Source organism: Sphingopyxis sp. EU05-FHT14B03, from assembly GCF_058790875.1.
Genome location: NZ_JBYTDC010000001.1, coordinates 41,745 through 56,821, shown reverse-complemented (window position 1 = coordinate 56,821; position 15,077 = coordinate 41,745). Strand labels below are relative to the sequence as shown.

Below are 15,077 nucleotides of genomic sequence, written 5' to 3'. Positions count from 1 at the left end.
AGCGCTGGGGGCTTGATTTTGGAGATCGTCTCGTGAAAATTGAAGTTCTACGTGCCGGCAGGGGCTGCTGGCGCCGAAGTGTTCTTGGCGCTCGTCGATCGATTTCCGATCGCGCGAGCCCTCGAATGCAAGGCCGCCTGAAGGAGCCCCGCATGACCAGTTCCGCCGCTGATATCGCGCGCCGACTTGCCGACAATGCCGAAGCGGTGTGCCGCCGCTATCTCTCCAACGGCCGCCGCGAAGGCAATTACTGGATGGTTGGCGACATAAGCAATAGTCCGGGCCGAAGTCTCTATGTCCGGCTCGCCACGCGCGCCGCGGGCGGCGGGGCGGCAGGCAAGTGGACCGATGCCGCGACCGGAGACCATGGCGATCTTCTCGACGTCATTGCTGCGAGTTGTGCACACATGGGGTTTCGCGACACGCTTAATGAAGCGCGGCATTTCCTGAGCCTGCCGATGCCGGAGATGACGCCTGCGGGACCGAAAGCCAGAAAAGGGGCGCAAGGGTCGCCCGAAGCGGCACAGCGGCTTTGGGCGAGTTGTCGACCGACAGCCGGCACTTTGGTCCGGGACTATCTCGCTGCCCGGGCGATTAACGACGTGCGCGAGTGCGATCCGCTGCGCTTTCATCCGCGCTGCTTCTATCGTCCCTCGAAGGACGATGAGCCCGGAGGTCGGTCCGCATGGCCTGCGATGATCGCGGCAGTGACCGACGAGGACGGCCATGTCACCGGCGTCCATCGGACCTGGCTCGATAAGGGGGGCGCCGACAAGGCGCCGGTTACCTATCCTCGCCGCGCCATGGGCTTGCTTCTCGGTCATGGCGTCCGCTTCGGGCCGGCATCGCCGGTCATGGCAGCGGGCGAGGGGATAGAGACCCTGCTATCGCTCCGCCAGCCGATGCCGACCATGTCCCTGATTGCCGCAACGTCGGCCGCGCATCTCGCGGCGATCGCCTTTCCGCCCGTCTTGCGTCGCCTATACGTCGCGCGCGACGACGATCCCGCGGGGGCCGGAGCGGCCGCAGCACTGGCAGAGCGCGCCGATCCGGTCGGGATCGAAATCATCTCGCTCGAACCCGAGCGCGGCGATTTCAACTCCGATCTTATGCTTCTTGGCCGCGATCGCCTCGTCCGGTCTCTTGAGCGCCAGCTTCACCCGTCGGACCGTCAGTTCTTTCTCTGAGGCCAGAGATGAACCGGAGAAGGGAAGCGAAAGGGAGGACATGAAACCGGATCGCGGACGCCCGTCGGGGCCGTGCCCCGGCCTTCGCAAGAGGGCGACTGCGGCAGGCGGGGCGGGAGCCGCAATGGCGGCGCAAGCGGCTATTTTCCGCCGGGGCCGTCGGCCCCTTTGCATCGCGAAGCAAAATAGCCGCGAGCGCGCCATCCTCCGCTTCGCTTCGGCCCCGCCCGCCGGCGGGGTGCGGTCCCGTCCCGCATGCCGCACCTCATCGCCGCGAAGGCCGCGCGGGCGCGGCCAGGCCAGGAGACCCGAAATGACCGTTCCAAACGACCATCCCGCCTCAGCTTCTGCCGAACCCGGCTCGACTGCCTATCTCCTCCAGGAAATGCAGCTCTTCGGCTACCGGCCCTATGAGGATGAACCCGACCCGCGGCCTCTACCGGATGCCCGGCTTGCCGGAGGCGCCATCGCCGATATGTTCGACGGGCTCACGGGCTGCCTCGCCGAGACCCGTATCGAACCCGATCTCGAAGACCTGCTCTGGAATCTGGTCAACCTCTTCCACCGCGCCGGCGATCGGATCGAGCGCCGGCTCGACGAAAATGAGCAGCTCCAGCGCAAGCTGCAACGCGAACAGGATGGCAGTGAGATCCGCTCGGTCGAGCTCGAACGCGCGACCCTTCAAGGCATCTCGCTCATCGAGAGGCGCGACGCCATGGAATTCTTCCGCGAGGCCGCCGCCGATCAATTCCGCACTCACATGCGCAAGGCTTGGATGCCCCGCACCGGTTCCCGCGCGCATCACAGAGCGCTGACGGCATCGGTCGTCGACAGCCGGGACTTCCTCGACGCGCGCCTTCGCGAAAAGGCGGCGACCTTGCTGCCCGAAGGAACGCGGATCGCCTTTACCGGCGGGAGCGATAGCGACGATCATAACGCGATCTGGGCTGCACTCGACAAGGCTCGCGTGCGGCATGCCGATATGATCCTCCTCCACGGCGCAACGCCGACCGGCGCCGAGCGAGCGGCAGCCTGCTGGGCCGACAACCGTGGTGTCGCGCAGGTGGCGTTCAGGCCCGATTGGAACAAGCACGGCAAGGCGGCGCCGTTCAAACGCAACGACCGGATGCTCGAGGCGCTACCCGTGGGGCTTATCGTCTTTCCGGGAACTGGAATTCAGGACAATCTCGCCGACAAGGCGATGAAAATGGGCATTCCGCTGTGGGACTTCCGCAAGGGCGGTGGCTGAGCCGCGGATTTCCGCGGCTTTGCGTAAATTGCCTCAATCTGGTTCTATCTCTGGAATATATTTGAATAATATGGGGTTAGCCCGCACTTTCAGATTCTCCCAAGATCGCCTGGACCAGCGGTGATCGGCCGTCGCGGGCCGGCCAGCCTTGTAAGAGGGCAAGGCCGCACGCACTGACGAGGGGCTCGCGGACCCGGCAGGTCGGAAACGCCGGTCGGCGCGCCAAGGGTCATAATGCCGACGATGGACGCCGCGCATGCATTTGCGCTCGACGTCAGCCGGGTGAAGGACAAGGCGGGTCTCGCCGACCTGTTGCAGGAAGCGTGTTCGCGAATGGGCTGCTCGTGGTTCGCACTTAGTCACCATATCGACTTCCTGGCGGCTCCGGATCGGGGCGTGCGCGTCCACAATTATCCGGAAGAATGGGCTCTCTGGTTCGACGAGCAACGTCTGGGTGTAACAGATCCCGTTCACCGCGAGAGCCAGCGCAGTATGTCGGGTTTCCTGTGGCACGATATGAAGACCGAGCGGCCCGAAGACGAAGTCATTCTTGCCGAGGCGCGGCGGCACGGCATCGGTGACGGTCTCACCGTGCCGGCGCATCTTCCCGGCCATGCGCATGGCTCTGTTTCGTTTGCGTGGAAGCCGGGTAGTTCTGCGAGTGCCGACGCGCTGCAATTTGCGCGGATGATTGGCGGTCCCGCTTTCGATGCGGCGCGCCTTATCGCCTATCCGGATCTCGCGCACATCGGGCCACGCCTTACCCGTCGGCAGCGCGAGGTGCTGATATGGGCAGCCAAGGGCGAGTCCGTGCCCAGAATAGGGCTGAGACTTGGTCTCAGTCCGGACACGGTGCGCGAACATCTGCGCAATGCCCGCCAGCGCTACGAGGCGAATGGCGGTATCACGCTTACCGTGCGCGCGCTGTACGACGGCGACATAAGTTTCGAGGACATCGCCAAGCGCTGAGAAAAATTGGGGACACCCCCCGATCATGCTATGGTGCAGCGGCGAAAAGCCCTTCAATTGGAACGCCTCTTTTCAAACGGAGGCAAATCCATGCTGCTAATTGTCGATTCCACCAACCGGGCGCTCGAGCACAAGGCGATGCGCACGATGTTCGAGGCGCGCAAGCGCGTTTTCATCGATCTTCTGAAATGGGATATTCCTGCGCTGGCCGATCGCTTCGAGCTGGACCAGTTCGATAACGTCGATGCCACCTATCTGATCGTGACCGATCCGGACGGCGAGCATCTCGCCTCGGCGCGGTTGCTACTCACCACCCGGCCTGCCCTCCTCGACAGCCTCTTCCCGGGGCTGGTCGCAGGGGACGTGCCGCAGGGCCCCAACGTCCTCGAAATCACCCGCTTTTGCCTATCGCCGGGCATCGGCGCGCGGCAGCGGCGGATCGCGCGCGACGCGCTGCTGGTCGGGCTTGCAGAGTTCGCGCTCGCCAACGAGGTCAGCACCTATACCGGCGTTGCCGAACTGCCCTGGTTCCGTCAGATCCAGACCTTCGGCTGGGACTGTCACTCACTCGGCGAGCCGCTCCTCCACCGTGGGCAGGCGCTCGTTGGCCTCCGCATCGATATCGATGCCTCCACCGTCGCAAAACTCGCGGCCGCAGGCATCGTCAGCAATGCAATCGCGGCCTCGGCCGCCTGCGCAGCCTAAGGAGGGTAAGATGCTGATCAACCACGCCGCCCTCGACGAGCGATCTCATCGATCCCCTGCCGCAAATGCCCTCATGGACCGCGGCTATGCGGTTCTGCAGGGCGCCGCTCCGACATTGCTTATCGAAGCGATCGCCGCGGATCTCGGACCACGCTACGAGGCGACGCCCTTCTGCGAGGGCGGTTTCTACGGCGAGCGGACCAAGCGGTTCGGCCGCCTCCTGATCCGCTCGCGGCATATGGCCGATCTCGTGATGAACCCGGCGATCCTCGAATTGGCTGAGACTGCGCTCGGAAACTGGTGCGAGCGGATCCAGCTCAATCTCGCGCAGGCGATCGAGCTGCATCCCGGCGCGCTCGCGCAATTCCCGCACCGAGACCAGGATATGTGGCAAGGTGCGCTGGGCGAGGTCGAATATCTGGTGAATGTCATGTGGCCGCTGACACCCTTCACCGAGGAGAATGGCGCGACGATCATCTGGCCCGGCAGCCATGGCGTCGAAGCCTTGGTCGAGGAGCCCAAAGAGGCCCCGATTATTGCGGAGGCCGAGCCCGGCGACGCGATCGTCTTCCTCGGCTCGACGCTGCACGGCGCCGGCGGAAACCGGAGCTGCGACGTCCGCCGCGGGATTATCGTCAGCTACTGCCTCGGTTGGCTCAAGCCCTATGAAAATCAGTGGCTGGCCTATCCGCCTGAGATTGCGCGGGCATTCTCGCCCGGCGTGGCGGCGCTTGCGGGATATGCCCAGCACCGGCCCAATCTCGGCAATTTCGAGGGTCAGTGCCCGTCGGTCCTGTTCGATGGCTATCCGCAAGATCCGATTGCCGCGATCGACGCGCTCCGGCCCGATCAGCAGGCACTGCTCGCCGAACATGTCGCGGCGCAGCGGGCTGAGGGCGGGGCACTGGCGACGTGAGCCCGGGCACGACCATGGAGCGCGTCTACCTGGAGCTGAAGGCGCGCATATTGTCAGGGAGCTATCCACCGGGCACGCGCCTCGATCCGACGCAGTTGGCGAAGTCCTTCGACGCCAGCGCGACCCCAGTTCGCGATGCGTTGCACCGCCTGTCGGGCGAGAGGATCGTCGAAAGCTGGCATCAGGAGGGGTTCCGCCAGCCGCTCCTCGCCGAGGCCGATCTTCACGATCTGTATGCGTGGGCGGGATCGCTCCTCGGCATCGCGTTGAAGGGGCAGTCGCCGCGCCCCGATCCGCCCGGAATGCTCGTCGAGCTCGCGCATGTGTCGGCCTATCCGGAAGCCGTCGATTCGCTGTTCCGTGCAATCGCGATGGGGAGCCCGAACCGCGAGCTGCGCTACGCGATCATCAATGTGGTCGAGCGTTGTCAGCGATTTCGCGTGGCCGAAGCGCGGATCGATGGCGGCTTGAGGGTCGTGCTCGCGGCGATGGAGGACGATTATCGCTTCGGCCGCTGGACGGCATTGCGCAGCAAGATCACGACCTTTCACCGGCGCCGCATGGCCCAGGCGGGCCGCGTCGTCGCGGAACTCAAGCCGCGTTCGGACCCGCTCAGATAATATTCGACATATTCGAGAATTATAAAATTCCTATACCGATTCAAGGGCGTAGCTTTAATGATGCCGCAATTCCGCGGCGTCAGCAAAGGAGGGTCCCATGGACCGCATCGACAACGCCGAAATCGAAGAACTGGGCATCGCCAGCGTCGAAACGCTCGGCGGGCTTCTGCCCTATCCCGAGGATGGCTCGGTCATCCACTTCAAGCCGGACGGCGCGATCACCGCCGACTGACGGGATGGCGGACGCGGCGCGCGGCGCCGCGTCCGTATCGCCATGAGCTATCATCTTCCATCCCATGTCAGCTTCGGCTTCGTCGGCGGAGGCGCGGTGCTCCTCGATATTGAGGCCGACCGCTACCTGATGCTTCGCGGCGCCGAAGCCGGAGCGCTTGCCGCTCTCGGCACCAGCGGAGCACCAAGGTCTGGCGCGGACCCGGCCCTTGACCGTCTCACGGCAAGGGGACTCCTTGCGAAGGGACCCGGCGCAGCCGTTTTGCCCATATCGGTGCCGGCACCGACGGCAAGCGCGCTGGAGCTTGCGGGCAAGGCCGAGCGCGCCAGCGCGCTCGAAATCGGTCGATATCGCGCCGGAGCCTCGCTGCGCCTTCGCTTCCAGGGGATTGGTGCAACGGTTGCCCGCTGGCGTGCCCTGAAAGCACGACACCTTCGCGGCCGCGCCGACCGGGCCACGGATCCGGGAGCAATGGCTCGCGGCTATGCGGCAGCGCGGGTGCAGCTACCCTGGCGCCGCCTCTGCGTGCCCGACAGTCTGGCGCTTGCGCGATTTCTTTGGAAGCGCGACGTCGATTGCGACGTCCTCTTCGGCGTGCGCATCGATCCCTTTGCTGCCCATGCCTGGGTCCAAAAGGGAGAGCTGCTACTTTCCGACAATATCAATGCCGTGGCGGACTATACGCCGGTTTTCCGGTTGTGACGATCCGCTGCGCTCTTGTCGCGGGGCCTCATACCCCGGTTTTGCCGGGCGGGTTCCACGACGCCGGCAGCATCGGGCGGGCCAGGTTGATCGTCGATGCCCGCACGACCGCCTGGATTAGTCACGGCGTGGCGCTGGTCGGCTGGGCTTTTCATCGCCAGGGATATGCTCCCTGCGAGGCGCTGACGCCCCCCGAGGTCGAGCGCATCGTAGCGAGCGAGGGAGCTTGGGCGATCAGCCAGCTTTGGGGTAATTTTCTTCTCTTCTGGGCCGGAGAGGACGGCAGCACTTTTCTCCTGCGATCCCCTATGAGCGGCCCTCCACTTTTCTGCTTCACCCAGGATGGGTCTGGAGGGCTGGTTCGTACTGCCTTCACCGATTTGCCGCTCGCGCGCGCGCTGGGCTTCGCGCTCGACACGCTCGACCCCGAACGCATCGATGCCTGGATGCGCTTTCCCCTGCTTCGCGGGGCAGCAGGCGAGATTCGCGGTGTCCGCGAGTTATTGCCCGGCGAGATCGCAGTCCTTGGCGAGGACATGACGCGGCCGGCGAGCTGGTCGCCATGGGATTATACGCAAAGACCTCCCGAGCGGATCGATCCTGAGGAGCTTCGCGACAAGGTCAGCCGTACAGTGTCGGCCTGGAGCATGCGGTTCGAGCGCGTGCAGCTAGAGCTCTCCGGAGGGATCGACAGCAGCATTATGGCGGCCTGCCTCAGCGGACGCCGTCGGCCTTGGCGCGGGCTCACGATGGCGACGACCGACCCCGACGGTGACGAGCGGCCCTATGCCCGAGCGGTTGCCGAACATGTCGGCGCGCCGCTGGCCGAGTGGCAGCGTCCGTCCTTTGGCGACCCGATGGCCCCGCCCCAGACACTCCGCGCGAGGCCAGGGGGCTTTGGCCTGCTCGGTCCGAGCGACGGCGCCTATCTGGAAGGTGCGCGCGAGTTCAAGGCCGACGCGATCTTCACTGGTACCGGCGGCGACAATGTGTTCGGCTATCTTACCTCGGCCGCGCCGGTGCTCGATGCCCTGCGCTACGAAGGGCCGATTTCGGGATGGCGCGCGGCGGGAGATCTCGCGCAACTCGCAAACGACAATATGTGGCGCGCGCTGGGCTATGCCATGAAGCGCTTGCTGAAGCCGCCGCCGCTCTGGCCAGTCGATCATAGCCTGCTCTCGCGGCGGTTCGCACGCGATCATCCCGAGCATCCCTGGATGGTCGAGGCACATCGCGCCTCGCCGGGCCAGCAGGTCTACGCGATAAAACTCCTCATCGTGCAGCCATTTCTCGATGGCTACGACCGCGCAGTATCCATGCCGATGATCGCGCCGCTGCTGTCGCAACCGATCATCGAATATACGCTCGGCGTCCCGAGCTGGCAGTGGGGAGAGGGCGGCCAGAACCGCGCGCTTGCGCGCAAGGCGTTCCGGCAGGACCTGCCCGAGATGGTGATCGAACGTCTGGGGAAGGGGCGCATATTGTCGGTATTCCTTCCTGCCTTTGAAACCCATCGCCAGCGCCTTCGCTCGTTTCTGCTGGACGGATGGCTGGCTGGAGCCGGACTCCTCGATCTCGATGCGGTCGCAGCGCTCTTCGCCGACGACACAAGGCCCGATCCGGTCATGGTGACCCGGATATTGAGCTTCGCGGATATCGAGCGATGGGCGCGTTCGGTCGCACATCCGCATTCTGGAGGAGAATAGCAGAGGATGTTCGTCATCGAATGCGATTGATGCTTTGACTGCGATGTCGTGCCGGGCGGTCCCCGGGGGAGGCCCGCCCGACACGAACCTATCGCGCAGGCACGGGCAAGGGCTCCTGTGGACCTCCGGCGCGATAATGGCGCCAGCGCTCATACTGAGCGGATTTCTCCGGAGCCGGGTCCTCCTCACCGGTCAGCCAGAACCGGAACCAGTCGAGATTGCGGTCATAGACGGCGCGCTTGTGTCGCGGCTGATATTTATTGTGGAGCTCATCTGCATAGACGATCATCTCCGCCGGCTTTCCGGCGCGCTTGAGCTTGGTGTGAAACTCCGCGGTCCAAGGGGCTTCCGCATCGGGCAACTGCATCAAAATCGGCGTGTCGATCGCGGCGATGTCGTAAACCGCCGACGCGATCTTCCAGCGCGCCGGGTCGCTGTCCGGATCGCCCATGCGCCAATAATCCTCCAGCGTTGCCGCAAAGCCGCGGTCAGGGACGGCATTGGTCCAGAAGTAATGGGGCGAAATTTGGCCGGTCCCGATCGTCGCTGCTGCAAATGCTTTGCTATGGCGGAGAGCCCAGAGCGCGACGCCCGAACTATGGCTGAACCCCGCAATCCCCACTTTGTTCGGGTCGACGAGGCCCTCCTTGGCAAGATCCTCGATTGCGGCGGCGATGACGGTCCGGGCTAGTTCGTAGGTGCCTTCCTGCCCACCACGCGGTGGTCCGCGAAACGGATCGATGCACAGGACGGCGATGCCATGTTCAACGAGCGGCAGCATCGGAAGCTCGTCGCCAGTGCCGCCTTTCAGGAACCCGGCGCAATGATAATTCTGGACGACGACCGGTGTCGGAGTTTTCGTCCCGGCAGGCCTCAGCAGGATGGCTGAGCGATTGCCCGGGAGGGCGAGCGGAATGGCCTCGGCGCGTACGCGCCTCGCAAGTGCGGCATTGGGTTCGAAAACGACGCTATGCTTCGCCCCCGCGAGGGCGATGCGGACAAGGCGCGGCGGAATGAGGGGCTGACTTTCGGCGCAGAGGAGTGCGTCGCGCGCCACGGCGCAGCGAAGCGGGCGGTCGGTCAGGCGAAGCGCACCATCGGTCGTCACGATCTTCCGTGCTGTGCGAGAGCCGACGCTCCACTCCCACACATCCTCGCGCGCGCTGCCGGCATCATGGAAGAGCAGCAAGGCGTCCCGGCCTGGCCTCCACGCCGTCACCAGTAATCCTGGCGATTGGCAGATGGGAGCGGCACAGAGGATTGTCGCCCCATTTTTGCGGGTGACGGTCAAGGTCGTGCGCTTCGCCGCGCGTTTTACGGTCGCAACGCTTCCGTCGTCCGAGGCGACCGAGACCCCTTGCGATGGGGTACGGGTCTCCGTTTTGAGCGAGCCGGAGAGAGGGGTGGCGGCCGGTTGTAGTTGCACGGCTTTCTCGCGGCGCGGCGCATCCCACAATATCCGTCGACGGTCGAACCAGGGGCCGGTGAAGCGCTGCATGATCCTTTTGCCATCGTCGATGACGCCGCCGGCGATCGCCTGGTTGAGATCGACGGCGGCGTCGACCAGCACACCCTCCTCATAGGCCTTCATCTCCGCCTGCTCGATCTGCGCCCGTGTCGCGCCGACCGTATAGCGAAGGCTCTTGCCGTCCGCTGACAGCGCAAACTCGACTATATCTGCATCCTCGCGGATTTCTTCGCGCGCGCCGGCACCCTTTCTCCAGTGCCAAAGCGAGATCGCCCCGGCGTGGTACGCAAGGAACCGAAATCCGCGACTGTCGGGGTCCCAGACCGGGGTCTGGTCGGCGACGAGGCCCGCGCCGTCGATGCGAGCGAGGCCGCCGTCCGCCGCGAACTCCGGCTCGGACCCGTCGACCGCGCCGATATACCATGTGAGGCTCGTTTCGTTGGTTTCGAGCGAGGGCCGACTGACACGGAAGACGATATGCGTCCCATCGGGCGAAATCGTCGGGCCGCCGATCTCTGCGACTTCGACGAGGTCAGTAGCCGCGACAGGTTTGCGGTGGGCCGCCGCTATCGGATTAGCGGCGGCCAGTAACGCGGCGGCAATCACCATGTAATGACCGCCTGAAGCGCCATGTTCCTGCCGATCGCGCTAGCCTGTTCGGGGTCATAGCCCATCGCATAGCTCGGCCCACGGAACTGCACATAGGGCGGATCCTTGTCGAAAAGATTGTTGACGCTGAAACCAATCCGCAGCGAGCGTCGATCGGGATCGCCGATCCGCGCGCCGAGCTGGAGATCGAAGGTCGTCCAGCTCCTGACGCGCTCTACGGGCGTGACCGTGAGGTTGCGGTAGGAGCCCACGTGGTTCACCGCGAGGCCACCATCGAAGGCTCCGAGCGTTAGGCCAGCCCGCGCGCGAAGACGAAGCTTCACCGGACTACCGAGGGTTCCGACCACATGCTCGCGCGGCGCGCTTTCGGTGATCTGGTTGTCGATCGCGAATAGTCTGGTACCCCCGAGGCTGAGCGAGATGCTCCCGCCGCCAACCGGGCGGCTGTAGCCAAGGTCGAAATCCAGACCTCGGATCGCCGAAGTTGATAGGTTGCGGGTCCTGAGATCGATGATGGCGCGGACGTCGGCTGGGGTTACGCCGAGTCCATTCGAGAAGTTCGGCCCAGTGAAATAGCCGTTCACCGTCGCGAGGTCCGGATTGTCCTGAATGATGGACGCATAAAGATCGCGCCGGTTCAGGATATTCCGGCTATCGCTCGATGCCGACGCAATTCGGTCGCGGTAGCGGATATCGAAATAGGTTAGCGACAGCTTCGTGCCCGGGATCGCTCGAGGCTCGAAGTCAATGCCGGCGGTCCAGGTCTCGGCGCGCTCGGGCTGCAGGTCGGGACGAAAGCCGAAGAGTGCGAGGACAACGGTTTGCCCGGTCGGCGACGAGGGATCGGCGACCCGGAGCGTCTGGTAGAGCGCGTTGGCGGTGCCTACCAGTTCGTCGAAGAAAGGCGCGCGGAACGACTTTCCATAGGAAGCGCGGAACGCCAGCCCAGGGAGCGGCGTCCAACGTGCGCCGAACTTTGGATTGGCGGTGTCGCCAAAGTCCGAATAATCCTCATAGCGTCCGGCAGCCGACACGGTGAGCGCGCCGGGAAAGCTGGCGCCGCTGTCGAAGATTGGGGCGACCAGTTCGCCGTAGAGGGCCTTGACGACGCGCTTGTCTGGCAGACCCGGGATGCCGATGACCAGCGGCGTGTCGGTGACGAGGTCGAGCACCTGCTCGAAGGTGAAGCGGTCGCGGCGATACTCGGCGCCCACCGCCATTTTGAGGTCGCCCGCGGGCAGCGCGAACAAGGTGCCGTCGGCACGGAGGGCTCCCGTCCAAACCTCGAACCGGGTTTTGGCGGTGATGGTACCACGCAGGCTGTCGATCAGCGCCGGGTCGTTGACCGCGCCATCGCCGAAGACATTGATCGCCTGCGGGGCGTTCGTCGAGGCGACCGCGCGCGAGAAGCGCAGGCTGTGGACCAGATTGAAGCTGTCATAACGCTCCTTCTGGCGTCCGAACCCGCCGGTCAGTTCGATCGACCAGGTCCCGATGTCGGCGCGTGCGCCAACGAGGCTGTTGAAGGCCTTTGCCGTGCCGCGCAGGCTTTCCGGGCCGAAGTCCGCTGCCGGATCATAATAGACGTTGATCGGCTGACCCGTTCCGATCGGGTCGACATAAAAGGGATTCGCACTTGTAACGCGGACCGGCGTCGGGCCGCTGACGCGGCGTCGTGCCTCGAAACGCCGCTCCGAATACAGGGCGCGCGAGAATAATGTGACGTGCGAGCCGAGCGATTGCTCGACGCTTCCATAGAGGCTCCCTGTCTCCTGCTCGGGCAGAATGTCGGTGTGACGCCGCGCGTCGCCGCGGTTGAAATCCGCGCTCGGCGTCAGTTGGGCTGCCGTCAGCCCGCGACCATTCTGGCCCCGCGGAATGAGGAAACGCTGGCCGTTTGCGGCCACGATGGTCCCGGGGCTGTTATAGTTCGAGCGCAGATCGGGGCCACCGAAGGCTCGAAGATCCTCGGTAGCAAAAGGTCGCTTTGTCGCCTCAAGATTGCCACGCTTGCTATATTCCCCTGCGACGACGAGGTGGCCCGCAGACCAGCCCGTACCGAAAATCTGGCTGATCTGGACCTCGCCATAATCGCCATCGGCGGTCCCGGCACGCAGCCGTGTCTCGGCGCCCTCGAAGCGGTTGCGAAAGCGGATGTTCACCACCCCCGCGACCGCATCCGAACCATAGATTGCGGACGCGCCGTCGGTGAGAATCTCGACCCGGTCGATGGCGACGGAGGGCACGAGCGATACATCGGCATAGGCGCCCGACCCGCCGCCCAGCGCGGGCCGCGCGCCATCGAACAGCGTGAGCGTGGCGCCGGGCCCGAGGCCGCGCAGGTTGAAGCCGCTCCCATAGGCGATATTCGATGAGGCTTTGCCGCGATTGCTGAACCCGACATTGGCCTCGGCGGGACCACCCGAGAAGTTCTGGGGGATCGTCTGGATGAAATCGGCGAGCGTTGCTCGCCCACTGCGATCGAGCGCATCGCGATCGATGGTGGCGACGGCCGAGCCGACGGGGCCCGTTCCACGGATACGGGTTCCGGTTACGACGATCGCCTCGTCACGGCCATCAATCGATTGCGCTGCCGCGGCACCGTCGTTTCCCTCGCGCAGTACCAGGGCGCCGTCGATGAGTTCTCCGATGAGACCGGTGCCGGAGAGGAGGCGGGATAGGGCAGCGTCAGCGTTCAGGCGGCCGGTCACGCGAGAACTGCGCTTGCCGTGTGTGATCGTGCCGGAGGCGATGACCTCGCGGCCGGAGATTTCGGAGTATCGCTGGAGTGCGGTGGCAAGATCCTGCGCCGGGAGGTTGTAGCTTTGCTGTCCCACCCGAGCCTGAATTTGGGCCTGCGCGCTCGGCACCTGGATCGCGATGGCCGCAGTGCCCGATGCGAGCATCGCCGCAATAAACTTGGTCTTCATGATACCTCCCCAAGCGGCCACTGTTGGCCGTCTGGGGTGCAAAACACCGGGAGAGGATGATCCCCCCTCCCGATCGAACTATTTTTTCCGGAGGATGATTTCGTTGCCTTTGTCCTCGGCCGTAAGGCCGAGCGCAGCGGCAAGCTTGCGCGCGAGGCTGTCGCCGTCGGCGACGTCGAACCGGCCGGTGACGGGAAGCGAGGCAAGGGCGGGATCGTCAAGACGGATGGGCTTGCCGCCGGTCTTGTTCGCCGCGTCGAGAACCGCGCCGAGCGGCAGATTATTGGCCGCGAGCATCGTCGACGGCAGGGGGGGCGTCATCTCGGGAAGAAGGCGCGGGCCGGTCTCGGACACTTCCGCCTTTTCGCCCGGAGCGAGCCGGATTGCTTTCGCGGTGCCGCCGAGCCGAACCTCGACCGAGCCCGAGACCAGCTTGATCTTCGGGCTGGACGCGCGGGCATCAACCTCGAACACCGTGCCGAGCGCGATGGTCTCGGATCGCCCTGCGATGACAATGAATGGCCGGCCGGCATCATGGGCGACCTCGAAGCGGGCGCGCCCGCCGTGCAGGCGGACGCGCCGCTCGCTTGTCGTGAACTGCGGTTCAGCCCATGCGCCGTCCACCAGCGTCACCGTCGACCCGTCGGCAAGGCGAAGTTGGCCGGGCAACATTGGCCCGGCGGCAATCTGTTCGACGTCGACAGGCTTACCGAGGTGCCAGGCAAAGCCGATCGCGATGCTCACAGCCGCGACCGCGGCGACCGCCCAGCGAAGCTGGCGCGGTGCGCTTTGCGACGGACGTGCCTGGGCGCCGATGCGTTGACGCGACATGCTAGCACCCAGCATATAATGTTCCTCTGCCTCGGCATAGGCGTCCGCATGGCCGGGCTTCGCGTGCCACGCGGCGAATGCGGCCCGTTCGGCTTCGGTGGGCGAGCCGTGCATCTTGGCGGCCCAGTCGGCCGCCTCGCTGTCCGCCCGCCTCACAGCTGTGCGTCTCGCGCCTTGCGGATCGCTTTGAGGGCCTTGGCGATATGTTTTTCCACGCGTTTCAGACTCATGCCTTTGATTCGTGAAATTTCGGAATAGCTCAGATCATCGAGCCTGTGCATCAGGAATACATCCCGTGTGGTGGGATTCAGCGCAGCGATCGCATCCTCGGCGCGGCGCAGAAGGTCGCGTTGTTCGAGAACGGCGTGGGGATCGGGACCGGCGAGTTGCTGGTCCTCGAAACTGTCATGGGCCTGTACATGACTGCGCACGCCCGAACGCGCACGGTTCTTGAGAATGCTGCGCGCGGCGGATGCCAGATAGGCGGCGGGCGCTTCCAGAAATCCGGCGCCATACCCCTTAGCGGACATGAGCCGGCGGAACGTCTCCTGGACAAGATCCGGCACCTCCTGCGGCGGCACATTGCGTCGGAAGATTCCGGCGACCCGTGCATGGTGCGAAGCGTAGAGATTCTCCATCCGAGCGTCATGGCCATGACCGGCCCAGTCGTCGGGGGGAAGGGGAGTTCCCGACGGGAGGCCGCGGCCTGCCGAGGGGGCGTCGTCATAGTCCATTCCATATCGCCTACCGGTCGAGCCGGAAAGCGAGTCTGCCGGAGTGGTAAGAACATATTCGGAAATATGCGCCGCCGCCTTTAGCCCGAGGGCCTGGACATACGCGTCGGCCACCCGGCAGCGGATGGAAATTTCACAAGGCTTTCCGACGAGGCTTCTTACGACCCGGCACCGCGCGCCTTCTTGCCCGATGCAGGGCAAGCATAGCCCGACGGTGCG

The 15,077-nt window shown here is 64.9% G+C and carries 13 protein-coding genes; 9 read left to right on the top strand and 4 right to left on the bottom strand.

Going from position 1 to position 15,077, the window contains the following annotated elements; all coding sequences use genetic code 11:
* Window positions 1–152 precede the first annotated feature (152 nt).
* The 9 genes from AC3WS4_RS00290 to AC3WS4_RS00250 all read left to right on the top strand — a co-directional run bounded on the left by AC3WS4_RS00290 (window position 153) and on the right by AC3WS4_RS00250 (window position 8,286).
* On the top strand, window positions 153–1,187 hold the full coding sequence (locus tag AC3WS4_RS00290) for a DUF7146 domain-containing protein (protein ID WP_062183721.1): 1,035 nt from the start codon (window positions 153–155) through the stop codon (window positions 1,185–1,187).
* Window positions 1,188–1,500: 313 nt separating this feature from the next.
* Window positions 1,501–2,436: a DUF2493 domain-containing protein gene (locus tag AC3WS4_RS00285; protein WP_062179242.1), complete on the top strand. Its 936-nt coding sequence runs from the start codon at window positions 1,501–1,503 to the stop codon at window positions 2,434–2,436.
* Between the two features lie 243 nt (window positions 2,437–2,679).
* Entirely contained in the window at window positions 2,680–3,405 is a 726-nt protein-coding gene (locus AC3WS4_RS00280) for a helix-turn-helix transcriptional regulator (protein ID WP_193749120.1), read from the top strand.
* Window positions 3,406–3,462: 57 nt separating this feature from the next.
* Window positions 3,463–4,110 (top strand): acyl-homoserine-lactone synthase, encoded by a 648-nt coding sequence (locus AC3WS4_RS00275; RefSeq protein ID WP_492740315.1) that lies wholly within the window; start codon window positions 3,463–3,465, stop codon window positions 4,108–4,110.
* 10 nt (window positions 4,111–4,120) lie between these two features.
* Window positions 4,121–5,026 carry a phytanoyl-CoA dioxygenase family protein gene (locus AC3WS4_RS00270; RefSeq protein ID WP_238586598.1) on the top strand — a complete coding sequence of 302 codons (906 nt, stop codon included), beginning with the start codon at window positions 4,121–4,123 and terminating at the stop codon, window positions 5,024–5,026.
* 14 nt (window positions 5,027–5,040) lie between these two features.
* Entirely contained in the window at window positions 5,041–5,646 is a 606-nt protein-coding gene (locus AC3WS4_RS00265; protein WP_062179254.1) for a GntR family transcriptional regulator, read from the top strand.
* 97 nt (window positions 5,647–5,743) lie between these two features.
* Window positions 5,744–5,878 carry a hypothetical protein gene (locus tag AC3WS4_RS00260; protein ID WP_274520227.1) on the top strand — a complete coding sequence of 45 codons (135 nt, stop codon included), beginning with the start codon at window positions 5,744–5,746 and terminating at the stop codon, window positions 5,876–5,878.
* 42 nt (window positions 5,879–5,920) lie between these two features.
* Entirely contained in the window at window positions 5,921–6,580 is a 660-nt protein-coding gene (locus AC3WS4_RS00255; protein ID WP_062179257.1) for a lasso peptide biosynthesis B2 protein, read from the top strand.
* Between the two features lie 41 nt (window positions 6,581–6,621).
* Window positions 6,622–8,286, top strand: coding sequence for an asparagine synthase-related protein (locus AC3WS4_RS00250; protein WP_492742551.1), 1,665 nt, complete (start codon window positions 6,622–6,624; stop codon window positions 8,284–8,286).
* A gap of 88 nt (window positions 8,287–8,374) precedes the next feature.
* On the opposite strand, the gene AC3WS4_RS00245 is transcribed toward AC3WS4_RS00250, so the two are convergent.
* The 4 genes from AC3WS4_RS00245 to AC3WS4_RS00230 all read right to left on the bottom strand — a co-directional run bounded on the left by AC3WS4_RS00245 (window position 8,375) and on the right by AC3WS4_RS00230 (window position 14,858).
* Window positions 8,375–10,363, bottom strand: a complete 1,989-nt coding sequence (locus tag AC3WS4_RS00245; RefSeq protein WP_062179262.1) for an Atxe2 family lasso peptide isopeptidase — start codon at window positions 10,361–10,363, stop codon at window positions 8,375–8,377.
* Entirely contained in the window at window positions 10,357–13,293 is a 2,937-nt protein-coding gene (locus AC3WS4_RS00240) for a TonB-dependent receptor (RefSeq protein WP_062179265.1), read from the bottom strand. Before AC3WS4_RS00240 ends, AC3WS4_RS00245 begins: the two co-directional genes overlap by 7 nt.
* Window positions 13,294–13,371: 78 nt before the next feature.
* Entirely contained in the window at window positions 13,372–14,280 is a 909-nt protein-coding gene (locus AC3WS4_RS00235) for a FecR family protein (RefSeq protein WP_062179268.1), read from the bottom strand.
* Complete coding sequence (locus AC3WS4_RS00230; protein ID WP_083435714.1) at window positions 14,277–14,858, bottom strand: RNA polymerase sigma factor; 582 nt, start codon at window positions 14,856–14,858, stop codon at window positions 14,277–14,279. The genes AC3WS4_RS00235 and AC3WS4_RS00230 overlap by 4 nt, the downstream gene beginning before the upstream one ends.
* Window positions 14,859–15,077 lie beyond the last annotated feature (219 nt).